At 42.6% G+C, this 18602-nt stretch carries 18 protein-coding genes; 11 read left to right on the plus strand and 7 right to left on the minus strand.

Annotated features, from left to right (window positions below; translation table 11 throughout):
- Positions 1-14 precede the first annotated feature (14 nt).
- The 6 genes from HUS26_RS17650 to HUS26_RS17675 all read left to right on the plus strand — a co-directional run bounded on the left by HUS26_RS17650 (position 15) and on the right by HUS26_RS17675 (position 8299).
- Complete coding sequence (locus HUS26_RS17650) at positions 15-1463, plus strand: aldehyde dehydrogenase family protein (protein ID WP_173918348.1); 1449 nt, start codon at positions 15-17, stop codon at positions 1461-1463.
- Positions 1464-1845: 382 nt separating this feature from the next.
- A complete protein-coding gene (locus HUS26_RS17655; protein ID WP_173918349.1) occupies positions 1846-2505 on the plus strand; it encodes a CAP domain-containing protein in 660 nt (219 codons plus the stop codon).
- 242 nt (positions 2506-2747) lie between these two features.
- The gene (locus HUS26_RS17660) at positions 2748-3446 is read left to right on the plus strand and encodes an SGNH/GDSL hydrolase family protein (RefSeq protein ID WP_254434310.1); all 699 of its coding nucleotides are present in this window, start codon (positions 2748-2750) and stop codon (positions 3444-3446) included.
- Positions 3447-3533: 87 nt separating this feature from the next.
- A complete protein-coding gene (locus HUS26_RS17665; protein WP_173918351.1) occupies positions 3534-4517 on the plus strand; it encodes a Gfo/Idh/MocA family protein in 984 nt (327 codons plus the stop codon).
- A 261-nt stretch (positions 4518-4778) separates the two neighbouring features.
- Positions 4779-6485: an ABC transporter ATP-binding protein gene (locus tag HUS26_RS17670; RefSeq protein ID WP_173918352.1), complete on the plus strand. Its 1707-nt coding sequence runs from the start codon at positions 4779-4781 to the stop codon at positions 6483-6485.
- Positions 6485-8299 (plus strand): ABC transporter ATP-binding protein, encoded by a 1815-nt coding sequence (locus HUS26_RS17675; RefSeq protein WP_173918353.1) that lies wholly within the window; start codon positions 6485-6487, stop codon positions 8297-8299. The genes HUS26_RS17670 and HUS26_RS17675 overlap by 1 nt, the downstream gene beginning before the upstream one ends.
- 41 nt (positions 8300-8340) lie before the next feature.
- Here HUS26_RS17675 and HUS26_RS17680 read toward each other — a convergent pair whose 3' ends face one another.
- From HUS26_RS17680 to HUS26_RS17690, 3 genes are read right to left on the minus strand one after another with little or no spacing between them, the layout of a single operon-like run.
- The gene (locus HUS26_RS17680) at positions 8341-8991 is read right to left on the minus strand and encodes a TetR/AcrR family transcriptional regulator (protein ID WP_173918354.1); all 651 of its coding nucleotides are present in this window, start codon (positions 8989-8991) and stop codon (positions 8341-8343) included.
- 30 nt (positions 8992-9021) lie between these two features.
- The gene (locus HUS26_RS17685; protein WP_173918355.1) at positions 9022-10035 is read right to left on the minus strand and encodes an ABC transporter permease; all 1014 of its coding nucleotides are present in this window, start codon (positions 10033-10035) and stop codon (positions 9022-9024) included.
- Positions 10032-10754 carry an ABC transporter ATP-binding protein gene (locus tag HUS26_RS17690; protein WP_254434235.1) on the minus strand — a complete coding sequence of 241 codons (723 nt, stop codon included), beginning with the start codon at positions 10752-10754 and terminating at the stop codon, positions 10032-10034. The genes HUS26_RS17685 and HUS26_RS17690 overlap by 4 nt, the downstream gene beginning before the upstream one ends.
- A 157-nt stretch (positions 10755-10911) precedes the next feature.
- On the opposite strand from HUS26_RS17690, the gene HUS26_RS17695 reads away from it, so the two are divergent.
- Positions 10912-11373, plus strand: coding sequence for a hypothetical protein (locus tag HUS26_RS17695; protein WP_173918356.1), 462 nt, complete (start codon positions 10912-10914; stop codon positions 11371-11373).
- Between the two features lie 46 nt (positions 11374-11419).
- Here the strand turns inward: HUS26_RS17695 and nagB are convergent, their stop codons facing one another.
- Both nagB and HUS26_RS17705 read right to left on the minus strand, forming a co-directional pair.
- Positions 11420-12151 (minus strand): glucosamine-6-phosphate deaminase, encoded by a 732-nt coding sequence (nagB, locus tag HUS26_RS17700; RefSeq protein ID WP_173918357.1) that lies wholly within the window; start codon positions 12149-12151, stop codon positions 11420-11422.
- Positions 12152-12171: 20 nt separating this feature from the next.
- Positions 12172-12885, minus strand: coding sequence for a GntR family transcriptional regulator (locus tag HUS26_RS17705; protein WP_173918358.1), 714 nt, complete (start codon positions 12883-12885; stop codon positions 12172-12174).
- Positions 12886-13269: 384 nt separating this feature from the next.
- On the opposite strand from HUS26_RS17705, the gene HUS26_RS17710 reads away from it, so the two are divergent.
- The 3 genes from HUS26_RS17710 to HUS26_RS17720 all read left to right on the plus strand — a co-directional run bounded on the left by HUS26_RS17710 (position 13270) and on the right by HUS26_RS17720 (position 16846).
- On the plus strand, positions 13270-14592 hold the full coding sequence (locus HUS26_RS17710; RefSeq protein ID WP_173918359.1) for a 6-phospho-alpha-glucosidase: 1323 nt from the start codon (positions 13270-13272) through the stop codon (positions 14590-14592).
- A gap of 36 nt (positions 14593-14628) precedes the next feature.
- Positions 14629-15375, plus strand: a complete 747-nt coding sequence (gene chbG / locus HUS26_RS17715) for a chitin disaccharide deacetylase (RefSeq protein WP_173918360.1) — start codon at positions 14629-14631, stop codon at positions 15373-15375.
- 70 nt (positions 15376-15445) lie between these two features.
- The gene (locus HUS26_RS17720; protein WP_173918361.1) at positions 15446-16846 is read left to right on the plus strand and encodes a PTS transporter subunit EIIC; all 1401 of its coding nucleotides are present in this window, start codon (positions 15446-15448) and stop codon (positions 16844-16846) included.
- 438 nt (positions 16847-17284) lie between these two features.
- Here the strand turns inward: HUS26_RS17720 and HUS26_RS17725 are convergent, their stop codons facing one another.
- Together HUS26_RS17725 and HUS26_RS17730 are read right to left on the minus strand one after the other, a co-directional pair.
- Positions 17285-17485, minus strand: a complete 201-nt coding sequence (locus HUS26_RS17725; protein WP_173918362.1) for a PspC domain-containing protein — start codon at positions 17483-17485, stop codon at positions 17285-17287.
- Positions 17466-17951, minus strand: a complete 486-nt coding sequence (locus HUS26_RS17730; protein ID WP_173918363.1) for an N-acetyltransferase — start codon at positions 17949-17951, stop codon at positions 17466-17468. The genes HUS26_RS17725 and HUS26_RS17730 overlap by 20 nt, the downstream gene beginning before the upstream one ends.
- A 114-nt stretch (positions 17952-18065) precedes the next feature.
- Here HUS26_RS17730 and HUS26_RS17735 point away from each other — a divergent pair, with 114 nt between their 5' ends.
- On the plus strand, positions 18066-18236 hold the full coding sequence (locus HUS26_RS17735) for a hypothetical protein (protein WP_173918364.1): 171 nt from the start codon (positions 18066-18068) through the stop codon (positions 18234-18236).
- The last annotated feature ends 366 nt before the right edge of the window (positions 18237-18602 follow it).

Consider the following 18602-nt stretch of genomic DNA (forward strand, 5'->3'; position numbering starts at 1 on the left):
GATGAGGTGATCCGATGCATACGAAGGTACAGTCGATGAAGATGTTAGTCGGAGGAAAATGGATAAGCAGCGATAAAACTTTTGAAGTACGCAACCCTCAGGATAACTCGCTGATTGCGCGTGTCCCTTCAGCTTCTAAAGAGCAGATGAGAGAAGCGATAGAGGCTGCGGAACGAACGTATCGCACGACTAAAGTGTGGCCGGTTCACGAACGTATGAACATCCTTAATCGAGTCGCTCAATATATGAGGGACCATGCGGAAGATTTCGCGCAAGTTATTGCAACAGAAGGAAGCAAAACGATCAATGAAGCCCGCGGTGAAGTAAAAAGAGCGGCCCAGACTATTCAGATCAGCGCGGAAGAAGCGAGAAGAATCAATGGTGAGACGATCAACTTTGACCAGAATGAAGGCAGTGAGAACAGAGTAGGCTATTACTACCGTTTTCCAGTTGGAGTGGTCGGGGCGGTTACACCGTTTAACGACCCATTAAATATGGTGGCACATAAAATCGGGCCAGCGATAGCATCAGGAAACGCCGTCGTCTTAAAACCGGCCTCGGTTACACCGCTTAGTGCATTGAAGCTGGCGGAAGCTTTTGTGGAAGCAGGCCTTCCTGAAGGGTTCTTATCAGTGGTTACAGGCTCAGGAAGAGAGTTAGGAGATACTCTTGTTACTCATCCTGCCGTACAGATGATCTCGTTTACAGGAGGATCTTCTGCTGGAGAAAAGATCACTCAGAAAGCTGGAGCGAAGAAGGTCTGCATGGAGCTCGGTTCTAATTCGCCGGTGATTGTTTTACAGGATGCTGATTTGCACGACGCTGTCCAATCGACGGTTTCAGGAGCTTTCTCCGCAGTCGGCCAAAACTGTCTCGGTGTTCAGCGCATTTATGTTGAAAGGTCGATATATCCACAGTTTCTTAATACTTTTATTAACCGTACGACAGAGCTGAGAGTCGGAGATAAGATGGATGAATGGACGGACATCGGACCTTTAATTAATGAACAGGAAGCTAAACGTGTCGAGGAATGGGTGAACGAAGCGGTCAGTAAAGGAGCGATCATCAAAGCGGGAGGACATAGAGAAGGTGCTTTTTACGCACCCACGGTGTTAACGAACGTTCCTGCTGAAGCGAAGATCGCAAAAGAAGAAATTTTTGGTCCTGTGGTCCTTATTTATCCGATTGATTCCCTTTATGAAGCTGTAGAGAAATCAAATGACGTAAATTATGGACTTCAAGCCGGAATATTCACAAATGAAATTAATCAGGCTTTTTATGCGATCAAGCATATGAACGTGGGTGGAATTATGATTAATGATAGCAGTGACTACCGGATTGATGCGATGCCATTTGGAGGAACAAAAGGCTCAGGTGTAGGCAGGGAAGGTATTCGATATGCCATTGAAGCGATGACAGAAGCGAAAGTTGTATCCTTTAGACTCCAGGAGAATCTGCTTTAATTAAGAAGCCGCTAATCATAGCGGCTTCTCAGCTAATATAGGTCTTTATTAATCATATTCTTCATCTTAGGACGAAAACACTCGCTTTTAGCGGTCGAAAGCCCGGGCCTCCTCGCGAAACCACGCGGCGGCGCCACGGTTCATTGGTTTTTGCGCAGGAGTCTCGCGTTATTCGCTCCACGATGAACTAAAAAAATGCTTTTCCTCTATTTCAACATAGGAGGAAGGTATTTTTTTATGACAAAAGTCCTGTCTCCAAGAATCTCTCGAAACATATATGTTTATTCCGAGCTTCCTGCTTCTTTCCTTGTTTTACAAGGTATTTTCCTTTAGAACGAGCAAATTATAAAGGAGAATATTATTTAATTGGGAGGCAGGTTCATTGAAAAAAGTTATAGTCAGCATCGGCATCCTGATCGTCATGATGCTCGCTGCATGTGGTACTAACACTAATGAAACATTAGATAGAGAAACTTATGATTACAATCGAGTATCTTTTGGAAATAAAGATGTAGGGGATAAACGAGTTGTAGAAGATATGTACTTGAGAGGAAATAACTTTCCTGATGAAGGAAGAGGACCGATTCTGCCGCGAGGTGAACGAGGCATTGAAGAGCCTAATGCAAACCAGCGTGTAGAAAGAGACAACCAGGGGCAGCAGGTATTAAGCGAAGCTGAGGAACATGTGATTGAACTGACGAACGAAGCCCGGGAATCTCAAGGGTTGGAACCTTTAAGCATCAATCAGCAGGTAGCTGAAGTCGCCCAAATGAAGTCTGAAGATATGGCAAAGAACAATTACTTTGCCCACTCATCCCCGACTTATGGAAGTCCGATTCAAATGCTTCAGAGTCAAAATGTTGATTTCCAGCGCGCTGCAGAAAACATTGCCTATGGAATCCAAACACCAGAAGAAGTGGTTGATGGCTGGATGAACAGCCCTTCCCACCGCAGAAATATTTTAGATCCAAACTTAAAAGAAATCGGTGTTGGATATGTAGAAAACGGCCATTACTGGACCCAGCTTTTTATAACCAAGTAATTTTAAAGATGCAGGATAACCACCTGCGTCTTTTTTAGTACTGATTTTCGTGTGTAGAGGACCCGCTCGCTTTTAAGCAGCACTGGAGCTGATTGGAAAGCGAGCGACCCCCCTTTCTTTTTATAGCGGACAGTTCTTTTATGAAAATGGAAGAAATAACTGTGATTGAATTCAGACGGAACCTGGAATGCTAAAGAAAAGATATCTAAATGCTTAGAAGGGAGTTTATAGAATTGAAAAATGTGTGTACCCTTCTATGCTTCCTCTTTCTCATCAATATATTTTATCCTTCTTCTCTGCATGCCCAATCTCCAAAGCAGCTTGTAGCGATTGGTGATTCTATCCCTTATGGGTATAACTTAAAAGAAGAAAATACCAGTCCTCCAGGCCAGGCTTTTCCGTATTTAATTGGAGGCAAAGGGAACCTCGAGGTTACAAATTTAAGTATCCCCGGCCTGACATCAAAAGAAATGCTTCTGGCTGTTCGGGAAAATGAGCTCTTTAGAGAAACATTGAAAGAAGCAGACTACGTCATTTTATATATAGGCGGAAATGACCTGCTGAACTTGCTGAAGAAGCATAAAGGTCTTAATGGAGTGAAGATGGACGAGGTCGCTTACGTCGTCCGCAACCTTCTCTATAACGTCTATTCGATAGCAGTTGAACTGGATCAGTTAACGGAAGGTGAAATTCTAGTTTATAACTTATATAATCCTTACCCTGAGCAGGGGGAGGCCTTGGAAGAGCCTTTAGAGCTCATCAATAAGCAGTACAGCTCTCTAATTGAACTTCTAAGTCACTTTACAAATATAAAGCATGTGGACGCGTATCATGCGTTTAGAGACCATCCCGAATATATAATCCCGGGGGATGTCCACCCTTCCAAAGAAGGTCAGAAAGTATTGGCGAAAATAGGATGGAAGCAAATGAAGAAAAAATAGAAGTACCGAAGATGCTCTCGGTACTTTGTACATAACTTAAGCCTGTTATAATAAAAAGAAAACTAAGGATAAGGAGATTTTATACATATGATTCGTTTTGGAACTATTGGTACAAATTTTATCACGAAACTTATGATTGAAGCAGGCAGCCATTTAGAGAGTTTTGAATTAAGAGGGGTCTATTCCCGAACGGAAGAAAGGGCAGGAGAATTTGCCGGGGAGTATGGGGCGCCGCTTACGTTTACTTCCCTGGAAGCACTTGTTCAGTCAGATGAAATCGATGCCGTATATATAGCCAGCCCCAATTCTTTTCACGTGGAACAGGCCGTTTTAGCTATGGCTCACGGAAAGCATGTGCTATGTGAGAAACCGCTTGCCTCTAATGAACAGGAAGCTGCTCAAATGATAGCGGCAGCACAGCAGCACGGTGTCGTCTTTATGGAAGCTGTGAAGTCAACGCTTATGCCAGGCTTCTTGAGCATTAAAGAGAACCTCCATAAGATTGGAAAAGTGAGACGTTATGTTGGCAGCTTCTGTAAGTATTCTTCCCGCTATGACTCTTATAGAGAAGGTACAGTGCTTAACGCATTTAATCCTAAATTCTCCAACGGATCTCTAATGGACCTTGGCGTTTACGGAATCTATCCGATGGTCGTTCTGTTTGGCAGCCCTCAGAACATTAAGGCAAACGGAATTCGATTAGAGTCAGGAGTTGATGGAGAAGGAAGTGTTTTGGCAGCTTATGAAGAAATGGAAGCTGTTATTATGCACTCAAAAATTAATCATTCTTATACCCCTTCTGAAATCCAGGGGGAGGAAGGCGTGATTATCATTCCTAATATTTCTGAGCCGTCGGGCGTGTATATTCAATATAACGATGGTACAACCGAACATTTGGACGAGAAGAATGATTTCCCGCCTATGTATTATGAGATTAAAGAATTCATTTCCCTTATTGAAAAGGGAGAGAAACAGTCTGATATTAATTCACATAAAAGTTCACTGATTACTTCGCAGATTCTCGAGCAGGCACGCGAGCAAATGGGAATCGTCTATCCAGCCGATAAGTAAAGCTTTTCTCTGATATCTCAAGGGAGCAAATAACACTCCTTTTCTGCGGACAAACGCCCGAGCCTCCTCGAGAAAACCACTCTGCGGGGCTCGGATCATCGTTTTTCAGGAAGGAGTCTCGGTATTTGCTTCTTTGGAATGTATATAACGAACAAAGCCCTTCTGTTATTTCCCTCTTAATCCCTCGAAACTTCTGAGTTCTCTCTTTTTCTATATATTTAGTATAATTAGTAGGAACTTTCAGTTATCGGAGGCTCTCTTATGAAAAAGGTTTTTCAATATTCTCTTCCCTATAAATTATCCGCTATTATTGCCATTTTACTTATGCTCATAGAGTTAGCAGTTGAGCTGGTACAGCCTCTGTTAATGGCCAAAATTATTGATGACGGCATTATGCAGGAAGACTATACCACTGTCTCTATCTGGGGCGGAGTTTTAGTCGGCCTTTCCCTGCTCGCTTTTGCTGCCGGGATCATTAATTCTTATTTTGCCGCACATGTCAGTCAGGGGGTCGGACATGACCTCAGGCGTGATCTTTTTAAAAAAGTTCAGTCTTTTACAAGTGAAAATTTCCTTGCCTACTCTACACCTAATCTAGTCACTAGAATAACGAACGACGTCATCCAAATTCAAAATTTAGTGTTAATGCTGATGAGAATCGCCTTAAGGGCCCCGCTGTTTATTATTTTCGCTCTCGTTATGGCTTTTACTGTAAATGTTCAGCTGGCGTCTCTTCTTGTCATCGCAGTTCCTGTCTTAGGAGCTTTTCTGTTTTGGGTATTAACGCGTGGAGTCAAGCTTTTTAAAAATGTACAGAGAAAGCTCGATGGCGTAAATACGGTTATTCGGGAAAACTTATCACGCATAAGGCTGATCAAAGGATTTAACCGCGGTTCCTATGAAGAAGAGAGGTTTGACCAAGTGAACCGGCCCCTTCTCGAAGAAAACAAGCGTGCACTGTGGCTTATGGAACTGGCGATGCCTGTCATCATGCTTGGAATGAACGTTATTATCCTTATCCTTCTCTGGATAGGGGCAGCCCAGCTGGACATCGGAAGTGCACAAGCTGGGGAGGTGGTTGCAATCATAAATTATGCGACAAGAATTATGTTTACGTTCTCCATCTTTTCATTTTTAATCATGGTCTTCTCAAGAGGAAATGCTTCCGCCAATCGGGTGGTAAATGTGCTGGAAGAGCGGACACCGGCATATCTGAATGAATCCGGGAACAAAGCTGCTTTAAAGGGAAATATAACTTTTGACCACGTAACCTTCTCGAGGGCTGATGCGCCTACATTAAAAAAGATTTCGTTTAAAGCAGAAGCCGGGCAGACGATTGGCATTTTAGGTGAAACCGGCTCAGGGAAGACATCCCTGCTTCACCTGATTCCCCGACTGTTAGAAAAAGACAGCGGCTCTCTCTTTCTGGACGATTATGAGATTTCCGATTTAGATGTAAAATCGATCAGGCAGCAGATCAGTCTAGTTCCTCAGGAAGTTCATCTATTTTCCGGAAGTGTAAAAGAGAACATTGCCTGGGGGAAAGCAGATGCGACAGAAGAGGAAATTATCGAAGCAGCGAAACAGGCTGAAATCCATTCATTTATTACGACACTGTCAAATGGGTATAATACGAAAATCGGACAAAAAGGGGTTACTTTTTCCGGCGGGCAGAAGCAGCGGCTGTCTATCGCCCGTGCGCTGGTAAGGAAACCGAGAATTTTAATTCTCGATGACAGCACGAGTGCGCTTGATGCCCATACAGAGGCAAGGCTGCTTCAGACTCTGAAAAAGCAGGACTGTACGGTGCTGCTGGTTGCCCAGAAGGTCAGCTCATTGAAAGAAGCTCATAAAATTCTTCTTCTGTATCAGGGAGAACTGATTGCTGAAGGCGATCATGAGGAACTGCTTAAGGAAAGCCCGTACTACCGTGAAGTTTATCAATCCCAGCAGGAGGACGTGATGTAATGGCTGAAAGAAACAATCGTGCACCGATCCGTCATCACCACCATGGGATTGGTACGAAGCCGCCTAAAGTCGATGATATGCAAACAACGCTGAAACGTATCTGGGAGTATATGTCTCGGGAGAAAAAGCTGTTTTACAGCGTCCTCGCCGTACTATTTATAAGTTCTGCCCTCTCACTTCTGGGACCATATTTATTAGGTGTGGCTGTCGACCAGGTGATTGCCAGCCCTGCAGCTGATACGCTGCTAACAATGCTTGGGATTCTCCTCGGTGTTTATGCTTTTCACTCTTTATTTCAGTGGCTTCAAAATTACTGGATGATCGGAATTGCTCAAAATACAGTTTTTGAAATGCGTAACCATTTATTTTCTCACCTGCAGAAGCTGCCTGTCCTATTTTATCAGGAATACCAGCAGGGAGAGCTGATGAGCCGCCTGACGAATGACATGGAAAATGTGAGCAGGACTCTGAATACGGCTGTAATACAGTTCGTCACGAGTGTGCTGACGATCCTTGGAACGTTAGTCATTATGCTGTGGCTCAGTCCAGTGCTTACGCTCCTTACGATTACGATCGTTCCTGTGATGTATTTTGGGATGAAGTGGATTACGAAGAGGACCGGCCGTTATTTTAAGGACCAGCAGAAGAATCTTGGTGATATAAATGGATATGTCGAGGAAATGTTCTCAGGGCAGATGATTGTTTCGATGTTCTCCCGTGAAGAGCGGGTGATGAAGGATTTTGAAGAAAAAAATGACGCGCTTAGAACCTCAGGATACTGGGCGCAGACCTATTCCGGCTTTATACCGAAGCTGATGAATATGTTAAATAACGTCAGCTTTGCGATTATCGTCGGGGCTGGAGGACTGCTTGCCTTAAATGGATATATTTCTATCGGTGTGATCGTTACATTTACGACGTATTCCAGACAGTTTACGCGGCCGCTCAATGATTTAGCGAATCAGTACAATATGATCCTCTCTGCTGTAGCAGGAGCAGAGCGCGTTTTTCAAATCATTGATGAAAAAGAAGAAGTTCAGGATGAGGAAAAGGCGAAGCCTCTGCCTGGAATTCGCGGAGATATTGAGTTTAAGAACGTAGACTTTTCTTATGAAAAAGGGGAGCAAACGCTGAAAAATATCAGCTTTCATGCGAAACCTGGAGATACCGTGGCTCTCGTAGGACCGACGGGAGCAGGAAAAACAACGATCATTTCACTGCTTTCAAGGTTTTATGAAATCGATAAAGGCGCAATTAGCATTGACGGAACAGACATTAGGGAAATTACCCGCAGCAGCTTAAGGAGCCAGATGGGAGTTGTTTTACAGGACGCAACGATGTTTCATACTACCATTAGGGAAAACCTCCGCTACGGTCGTCTGGAGGCGACGGATGAAGAGGTGGAGCAGGCGGCTAAAGCTGCTCACGCGCACGACTTTATTAAGCAGCTCCCGAAGGGGTATGATACGGTGCTTGACTCTGACGGTAAGGGAGTCAGCCACGGGCAGAGACAGCTGCTGTCCATTGCCCGCGCCATGCTTGCCGATCCGGCTTTGTTAATTTTAGATGAAGCCACAAGCAGCATCGATACAGTGACGGAAATGAAAATCAACGATGCCTTAAGAAAGCTGATGAAAGGGCGGACGAGTTTCGTGATCGCTCACAGGCTGAATACAGTCCGGTCAGCTGATCATATCCTCGTTCTTCAAAGCGGAGAGATCACAGAAAGAGGGAGCCATAAAGAACTGCTGCAATTAGGCGGGTTCTATGCGGACCTATTCAGAACCCAGCAAGCCGAACAAGCTTCTGTCTAAATAAAAGCCACATAGCAATTTTTACGCTATGTGGCTTTTTATTATACTGACGAAAGACCATGTAAGAGAAAGTGAACTGTTCGTTCAATTTCTTTTTCATCATCCCATTCGAGCTGTGGAGCTACAATAAATCGAGTAACAATAAGGCCAATTACCGTCGTCATAACCATTCGTACAATCGACGGTGATGGAAAATCGACGATCATTCCTTGTTTTTTATAATGTTCAATCACTTTTACAAATCGAGGATATACTTCCTCTAAAAAAACTTTCTGAAATTGGGTCTTAAGTTCATCATGAAAAGCCACTTCTTGCAGAACAATTTTTAATAGAGGAGCATTATCTTTCACAAAATGGAACCTGTTTTTAATGAGCTTATAAAGAAGCTCTTCCAGATTTTCCGATGACCTTTCGAACACTTCCTGTACGAAATGGGAAGCGAAAATAGGAAGTGTAAATTTCGCCATTACGGGAGTTACAATCGAAATTAGTAAATCCTTTTTGGTTTTGTAGTGGCGAAAAATTGTTCCTTCAGCCACGCCTGCTCTACTGGCTATTTCACTAGTGGATGAGGAAGCATAGCCTTTTTCAGCAAATATTTCTACAGCTGCTTGCAAGATCTGGGCTTGTTTTGGTGTTGTTTTTGTACCGCTTTCTTCAAGAATCTTGAGTAAATCATTGAAATCTTTCATATTATCCCCCTCGTTATTGAAACCATCTTACTATAGCTTTCTATACCTCTTCAAGGCTGCTATATTAAGGACGGTGAAGAGCACGATAAATCCTAAGAGGACATACAGATCCGTTTGAAATTCTAAAAATGATTCTCCACGAAGCATAATTCCGCGCAGAGCATCCGCACCATATGTCAGAGGCATGATTTTTCCAATGGCTTGCAGCCAGTCTGACAGCCCTTCAATCGGAAATAGCCCGGAAAAAAAGACCTGTGGAACGATGACGAGAGGGATGAACTGGATCATTTGAAATTCATTTTTTGCAAAAGCTGAAAGTAAGGTTCCAAGGCTAAGTGCGGATAAAGCCAATAAGAAAGTTACTAAGAGAACATAAAAGAAATTACCGTCCATAAATACATCTAGAACATAGATGGAATAGGCAGCGATTAAGACTGACTGAAGAATGGTGAAAAGACCGAATCCAGATAGGTATCCCATGACCAGCTCACTTCTTTTTAAAGGAGTGGAAAGAATCCGCTCTAACGTACCTTGTGTGCGCTCCCTTAAAAATGAAACACCTCCGACAATAAATACAAAAAAGAATACAAAAAATCCGATAAGAACTGGGCCGATATAATCAAATAAATCTAAATTAGATGAGCCATGCCAAAACTCGATTTCCGGCTGTATAGTGTCAGGGCTTCTCAAGGATTGCTGGATCAGGTTGTGGATAGATGAAGTAGTATTGGGATCACTGCCTTCTACTGTGATTACCGGCTTGTCATCCTGCCATTCGATTATGGCATCTAATGATTGATTCGATAATTCCTCTTCCGCTCCTTCTTTAGTCATGCGGGTAAGTTGGGTGTCTTTATCGGAGAACTGGTCCGTAATGGGCTCAGGAACATCAATGATCGCGATATCTAATTCGTCTTGTTCACTGTCCAGTACCAGCCACATCAGGGTTAAAACGAGTATGGGTGCCATAATCATTAAGGCCATGCTCCGTTTATCCCGGCGAAACTGTGTGAGAATTCGACGCATAACCGTCCATGTGTTCATTCTGTGCCACCTCCATAATGTAAAAACACGTCTTCTATCGTCTGTGTACCGACTTCTGTTTTTAGCTGAAAGGGAGTATCCATCGCAATAATTCGTCCGTCTCTAAGCATGGCCAGACGATCACATTTTTCAGCTTCATCCATAACGTGAGTGGTAACAATGATGGTGACTCCCTGCTGCTTCAAGTGATTCAATCCCTCCCAGATGGATTGTCTAAGGACAGGATCAATCCCTACAGTTGGTTCGTCTAGAATGATAAGTTCTGGCTTATGCAATAAAGCAGCGGCTAAAGATAATCTCCGTCTCATTCCACCTGAATAGGTTTCTACCGTTTGGTGGAGATGATTGCTCAACCCTACAATTTCCATCACCTCTTGAATTCTTCTTTTTCTTTCGCTTTTCTTTAAACGATAGACCGACGCAAAAAAGTTTAAATTCTCGTTTGCCGTCAGTTCTAAATAAAGGGCATCTGATTGTGCCATAAATCCGTAGCGCTTCATTTGTTTTAAGGAGGGCATTTCCTCGTCATGTACATAAACTTTTCCCTTAACGGGTTTTAGGAGCCCGGTAATCATTTTAACTATTGTTGTTTTACCGGCCCCTGAAGGACCTAATAAGCCAAAGATCTCTGCTTGTTGAATCGTCATGTTAATGTCTTCAACAATCCAATTGTCACTGAACCGGTGAGAAACGTTTTGTAGTTCCACGGCTTTTTTCACAAAATAACCTCCTTTATATGTGAGTGATTACTCACTATTATAATAAGCAGTTTTCGTTATAAAGTAAAGTGAGTAATCACTGTCTTTTAGATTTTATGAAAAAGCAGACAAGTTTCTATGTATTCTCTGCATATGTTTAGCGGGGGGAGGGATTTTTGTGAAGGCTGTTATCTTCTCAGGAAAAAAGCTGATATTCAGCTTGAGCGCGATTATCTTGATTGCTGGAGGATTATTAGCAGGCAGCTCATTTTTTCAAGATTCAATTCCTGTCTTTACAGGCGGAGAGAAGAATGGAGTACGCCCCATACAGATTGTAACCGGGGAGTTTAAAGCAGAAACTCAAGACGGGAAAACGATTGAAACCTACCGCTTTGATCCGGGAACAATCTTTGTAAAAGGGGATGAACTGCTGCAAGTCAGTATTTTTGGAGTAAATGGGAAAGAGCATCCGTTTATCATTGAAGGCATCGATAAAGCAGGAGTAGTTAAACAGGGGAGTGAGACAGTATTTGACCTTCAGTTTGATAAACCGGGTATTTACCGATTGATCTGTACCACTCATAAGGATTTCCATTCGAATGGACCAATGGTCGCTTACTTTATCGTTATGGAGGAATGAGTATAATAAGCTAGAGCCTTGACTAGTAAATCGGGCTCTAGCTTATTTATATTGTTGACTTAGATAAGGCTTCTCTGTCGGCGATCACTGTAAGATTCGCGTGATTTTTTAAGATTGATGCCGGAAAGTCCTCCGTTACATCTCCTTCTATTAATCTACGAATAGCTTCCGCTTTCTTTATACCGGAGGCAAGCAATAGAATCTCTCTGCTTTGAAAAATAGACTGAATGCCCATTGTAATCGCGTGGGTCGGTACATCACTTTGGTTTGAAAAATACCGGGCATTTGCCTTCCGGGTTGATTCCGTAAGCGTTTCGACGTGAGTGCGCGTATTGAACAGTGTCCCTGGCTCGTTAAATCCAATATGTCCGTTTTGTCCGATACCAAGCAGCTGGAGATCCACTCCGCCGAGCTGTTCGATCAGCTTATCGTATCGAGCACACTCACCATCGAGGTCTTTGGCCAGACCATCAGGCAGGTGCGTCTGTGAGGCAGGGATATCCAAGTATTTAAACAGGTGTTCATGCATGTACATGTGGTAGCTTTGCGGGTGGTCATCTGCAAGCCCTACATATTCATCCAGGTTGATTGTTGAGAGATGTTGGAAGCTTGTCCGTTCTTTATTGTATATATTGATAAGTTCTCTGTATGTTCCAAGCGGAGTGCCGCCGGTAGCTAAGCCGAGGGTCGAAGCAGGCTTATTTTTCACTTTTTCAAAAATGATTTCTGCAGCTTTAATGCTCATTTCCTCATAGGAAACAGTTTCAATTAAGTTCATATACTTTCATCCTCTCTTGATTAAAAGCGTTTGGAAGTAAACTTGAAGGTATATTTCTCACTTCGAAAGTAAAGCTTCGTAAATTCAAAAACTGTATCGTCTTCTAAATAAGCCCATAGATTCATCGACAAAATCGAAGAATCATTTTGTAGTTGTAAAATCGTCTTTAATTCCTCATCAGGCGACATAGGGAGTATTTCCCCTTGTCGCTCTTTAATAACGTACCCTTTTCGTTCGACATACTCATATTTGGAACGGGTCATGACTTCCACTGACAAATCCGGGAACAAGGAGACGGGCATGTAGGTCTCTTCTAGAATCATCGGATCTTCTTCCGCGCAGCGAAGACGGCGAATGAAGAAAACTTTTTCTCCGTCCTTTAACTGCAGCGTCTCCCGAATCGGTTCTGCCGGCTGCTGCATAGAGAATTCCAATATTTGGTTTGTGGGATTCTGATTGAGGAGGAGCATCTCTTCTGTGAAACTTTGCAGCCGGTAAATGTCATGCTCAATCTTGGCGTTTTTTACATAAGTGCCGCTTCCTCTGACTTTGTATAGGATATCTTCTTTTACAAGAAGCTGGATGGCCTGGCGGATAGTTACCCGGCTTACGTCATATTTAACTGCCAGTTTATTCTCAGAAGGGATGGCTTCATCTTTGTTAAGTTTGGAGCTGATAATATCCTTCTTTATTTTGTCTGCAACTTGTTTATATAAGGGAGAACTTGTGTTCAATTAATTTCACCGTCCCATAAAAGTGAATGACTTGTATTATAGTTTAATACAACTATATACCATCTAAACAAATATTTCATTAGTAACGGCCAACTTATTGAAAATATTTGATAGATAGGCTGACAAAACTTGAAGTTTAAAGACTATAATATCGATTCTTTTATTAGGGGTATTGGCTAGGAGGCCGCGGATAAATTGGAAATACCACCGTAATCTTTGCTTGCTCAATTCTCGATGCCCTTGAACTCTATTGAAAAGTACATGATAAGGGCAAATCCAGTAATTACTAATCAGTTTAATACTAATATAAACATATTTAGTATTGTATTTGTATTAAATTAGTGTTATAAATGAATTATCAGATAATTTGAAGGGAGCTGCCATATGAAGAAACAGCGTCTTGTAGTAGCAGGAAGCGGAAGCACCTACACGATGGGAATGATGATGAGTTTAATCGAAGAGAAAGAAAGATTCCCTTTAAAAGAAGTCGTTTTTTACGATATAGACGAAAAGCGGCAGGAGCGAAACGCAAAAGCAACAGAAGTACTTTTTGAAGAGCGGTATCCTGAGCTTGATTCCTTTTCCTATACAACTGATAAGCAGAAAGCTTTTGAGGGAGCAGATTTCGTATTCGTTCAGATCCGTACAGGCGGTCTGGCGATGCGTGAAAAAGATGAACAGATTGCTTTAAAGCATGGAATTGTCGGACAGGAAACGTGCGGGCCGGGAGGTATGGCTTACGGACTAAGATCGATTAAAGATATGATTCAGCTTGTAAAAGATATCCGCAAGTATTCACCCGACGCCTGGATTCTCAACTATACGAATCCTGCGGCAATTGTCGCCGATGCGCTGGCGCGTGAGTTTCCATCGGATGATCGCTTGATGAATATATGTGATATGCCGATTGCGATCATGATCAGCTATGCGAAGCTTCTTCAATTAGATGTCTGGGATCTCGTTCCTGAATATTTTGGTCTGAACCACTTTGGCTGGTTTACGAAGATTTATGATAAAGAAGGCAATGATCATACCGAACGGTTGAAAAATTTAATTATTGAAACAGGTTTTAAACCGGAAGATACAGAGATTGCGAACGATGTTTCCTGGCAGAAAACCTTTGAACAGGCGAGACAGATGCTGATCGATTTCCCGGAATTTTTACCAAATACGTATCTGCAATATTATTTATATCCAGAGCAGATGGTGGATAAAGAAGACCCTGCGAATACGAGGGCCCGTCAGGTTATAGAAGGAAGGCAGAAACGTGTTCACGATACGTGCGACTTCATTATAAAAGAAGGAACGGCTGAAAACGCCGACCTGCACGTCGATATTCACGGAGTATTTATGGTCAGAGCCGCAGAGTCTCTCGCTTATAACCTGGCGGAACGATTTATTGTCATTGTAAAAAATAACGGAATCATCCCGAATCTGCCGGCAGATGCCATGGTTGAAGTACCGTGCTTGTTAACGAGCCAGGGACCTCAGCCTTTTACCGTCGGGGAGATCCCAACCTTTTATAAGGGACTGATTGAAGGACAGCTGGCATACGAGAAACTTGTAGTTGATTCATATTTTGAGAAGAGCAAACAAAAACTAATCCAAGCTTTAACCTTAAACCGAACAGTCGTAAATGTGAGCAAGGCGAAAGCGGTAATAGAAGATTTAATTGCAGCCAATAAAGGTTACTGGCCGGAATACTAAATGGTCCCTTTTTGGGGCAAGCAAGGGGTGGATTGTATGAAAAAGCTGATTATAAATGCGGATGACTTTGGATATTCACGGGGGGTGAACTTTGGCATTATCGATGCCTATCAATTAGGAGTTTTAACATCGACGACTTTCATGGCAAATATGCCGGGGAGAGATCACGCGGCTGAGCTTGCCAAGGATTATCCAGGGCTTGGTGTAGGTGTTCACTTAGTATTAACGTGCGGACGGCCGCTTCTCGATAGTCACCGAACAATTGTTGATTCAAAAGGCGACTTTCGTAATCTGAGCTTCTATAAAGGTGCATTTACGGTTGACTATGATGAAGTGTATGACGAATGGAAAGCTCAGATAGAGAAATTTCTTTCCTATGGACTAAAACCGACCCACCTCGACAGCCACCACCATATTAATTCGTTTGGACAAGTCCCGGAAGTTTTTATGAGTCTGGCAGAGGAATATAGCCTGCCCGTCAGAAATAACATGGAGCCTGAAATAACGAAAGAGCTGTGCGATAAACAGATCAAAACGACCGACTCTTTTGCCTATTTAATTGAAACCGCTTTAAAAGACAATTCAGCACTTGATGAATTATTTGCAGAAGCAGAGACAGTGGAAGTGATGGCGCATCCCGCTTACTTGGATAAAAAATTACTGTCGACCTCTTCATTTACTTATCCAAGAGTAGATGAAGTTGAGTTTTTAACAGACCCAGAGAGAGTACAGCTTATTCAGTCAAGAGACGACGTGAAGTTAACGACATTCAGCGAGCTCTAATGCAAAGGCTCTGTTTTAAAAGCGAATCTGTTTTCTTGTAACAGAGCCAAATAAAAAAGGGGGAGAAATGATGAAAAGCTTTATGCAGAAGTTAGGAAAGTCACTGCTTATTCCGATTGTTGCCCTGCCCATTGCTGGTCTAACGCTTCGTTTGACTGCTGAGGATATGCTCGATATTCCGCTCTTTCAGGCTTCGGGCGTTATCCTTAGTCAAATGGATGCCCTTATTGCCATCGGTATCGCAATGGGACTTGCGAAGACGAAAGATAAAGGAATACCTGCCCTCACTGGTTTTTTGGCGATTATCGTTCTAAAAGAAGGTTTAAAGATTATGGATCCAGAGTTGAACATGAGTGTGTTTGGGGGAGTCATGGCCGGATTAATTGCTGCCTTTATTTATAACAAGTTTAAAGATGCAAAGCTGCCGAGTATGTTCGCCTTCTTCAGCGGTGAAAAGTTCCCGATTACGATGATCATTATAACGATGATACCAGTCGCCGGCGTGATGTCTCTCATCTGGCCGTATGCTCAATCAGGCATTGATTCTTTTGGACAGACGCTCGTTAATTTAGGAGCGATGGGTGTTTTCATCTACGGGTTTTTAAACAGGTTCCTTCTGCCGTTTGGACTGCACCATGTTTTGAACACCTACACTTACTTTGGATTAGGTAGTTATGAAACCGCTTCAGGTGAAGTGGTAGCTGGTGAAATTACCCGCTTTCTAAGCGGTGACCCAACAGCTGGTTACTTTATCGGCGGCTTTTTCGTAACGATGCTGTTTGGTATCCCGGCGATTGCCCTCGCGATCACAAAGGCGGCTAAGAGAAGAAAGCAGGAGACGAAAACGTTAATGTCTTCAGGTGCGGCCACTTCCTTTGTAACAGGTATTACAGAGCCGATTGAGTTTACATTCCTATTTACTTCTCCATTGCTATACTTCATTCACTCTGTGTACACAGGGCTCGCCGGAGCGGTTCTCTATTTACTGCACATTCGCCACGGATTTTCCTGGGGTGCTGGTGTGATCGACTATGTCGTTAACTTGAACCTGTCAGACAACGGACTGATGATTATTCCTGTAGGCCTTGCGTTCTTCGCCCTATATTACTTTACCTTCTACTTTGTCATTATTAAGAGGGATATTCCTGTAATCGGAAGAGAAGAAGAGGTTGATTTTGGAGAAGAAGCTACGGAAAAAGAAAAAGAACTGGAGCTTACTCACTCGAACCACGAATATATGGCGAAGAAGCTCCTTCAGTATATCGGAGGAAAAGAGAACGTCATTTTAAATGATAACTGTATGACAAGGCTGCGTTTAGAACTGCATGATGCAAGTCTGGTAGATGAAGCTAAAATTAAACAAACAGGCGCTCATGGGGTTGTGAAAATTGATAATCATAACGTTCAAATCATCATTGGCTCTGAAGCGACGACCGTGAAGAAAGAATTAGATAAGTTTTTAGACGAATAATTATAGAAGTCTTTCCAGGTAAGAAAAAGTGATTATTTTCTTGGTCAACGAAGTTCCGTATTGGTTATGCGGGGCTTCTTTGTTGTTCGAGAGAAAATGATTCCGTTTGCCTTAATAAAGAGAGCCGGACCTGGGGAAACGACTCGCTTTCCATGGGCGAACGGTAAGCTTCCTCGGGTTTTTAACCTCCGGGATCTTACCTAGTTCTTTTATCCCATAGGAGTCTCGCCGTTTCCACCCGGCCCTTTATGTTAAAGGGAATGAATGGAACGCTGTAAAAGAGGAATTCTTCCATTAGGAAGCATGCTTTCTATAGCGTTCCGTTTTCACTATTCCCAGCCTCTTTCTTCTTACTCCAGTAAACGGAACAGCCTTTTCCCTCCTCAAAAATAAGGTAACACGGAGCCTCCCTTTCTCCGTTCATGAGAAAGGGAAAGGCTATTTCTGAACCTCTTGATCTGTCGGCATAATAATAGCGGCTACAATATATACAATAAGCAGGAATCCGCTGCTTAAGAAAATACCGACAGCATATAAAATTCGCAGCAGGCTGGCATCAATGTCGTATATTTCACTAATTCCACCGAGTGTTCCTGTCAGCATTTTGTTGCTTGTCGACTTATACAGTTTCTTTTTCATCTTTACCATCTCCTTCAATTAAATCCTTCGAGAATACCACCATATCAAGGGCCTGTATTCCATTTTCATAAATCGGGTGCGGGTAATTCAAAAAGAAATCTTTTCGTACCGTATCGAACCGGAATCCGGCTTTTTGGTAAAAGCTTAAATTAGCCAGGCTGGAATTGGCCGTCCCGACGAATATTCGAGAATAACCTCTCTTTTTAAAAAGGTGAAAAGCTTCCTGTATAACAGCCTTACCTATTCCTTTCCCTTGTTGTGCTTTTGTTAAAGCTATATTTTTAATTTCCGCCACATCGGTGTCAGGAAAAGTAAACAGACAGACTCCTATTACGTTTTTCTGATCTTTAACGGCATACATTTCTCCCTCATTAATATACTCCATAATAATAGCTTCATTCTCATCGGCTAACAGGAGGAAGGGAAGATAATCTTTACGTTTGTTAACAGGGACTAAATACGTCATCACAATTCTCCTTAATTATTATTAATAACCGTATACGTTCACGGAAAGAATTCGTTTCATTTACTATTCGTGTTACAATTTTAATAAATGGAAAAGTTCAGGAGGAGAGGTTATATGCAGCGAAAATTATCGATTGCCGGGTGGCTGTTATTTTTGGTCGGGGGCGCGCTGTGGCTGTTTAATATTGAAGTGCCATTTGAAGAGGCGGATTCTGTGCTGATCGGTTTAGGAGCGATCCTTCTTCTATTTTCAGGAATTATGAAAATGAACAACCAGCAATCGTGAATTTTTCCGACTGTATTATGACCAAAATAGTGAGCGTGTTTTTAGAGTGTGATCTAAGAGCACGCTTTTTTGTTGTCTAGGGAATTATAAAATTTCAAGCTGTGGATATATATGTTTAAAAGAGCGACATCCAGCTCCAGCGCCCAGATACTCGCGTCATAAGCCATCCGCCCTGCTAAAAGGGAAGGCCACCTTCCTCCGGCCGTTTTGCTTATGCGTTTCGTGTCTACCAGGGCGCTTTAAGCCTTTGTTCTGCTTATTTTCCTGAATAGATCTGAAAAATGGTAAATGCTATAAAGTAAAGGGGACTTTGATCGCTATTACTGTTTCTATAGGAATATGGTAACATGGGAAAAGCGAAGGATT

Source organism: Halobacillus sp. Marseille-Q1614, assembly GCF_902809865.1.
GTDB lineage: Bacteria > Bacillota > Bacilli > Bacillales > Halobacillaceae > Halobacillus_A.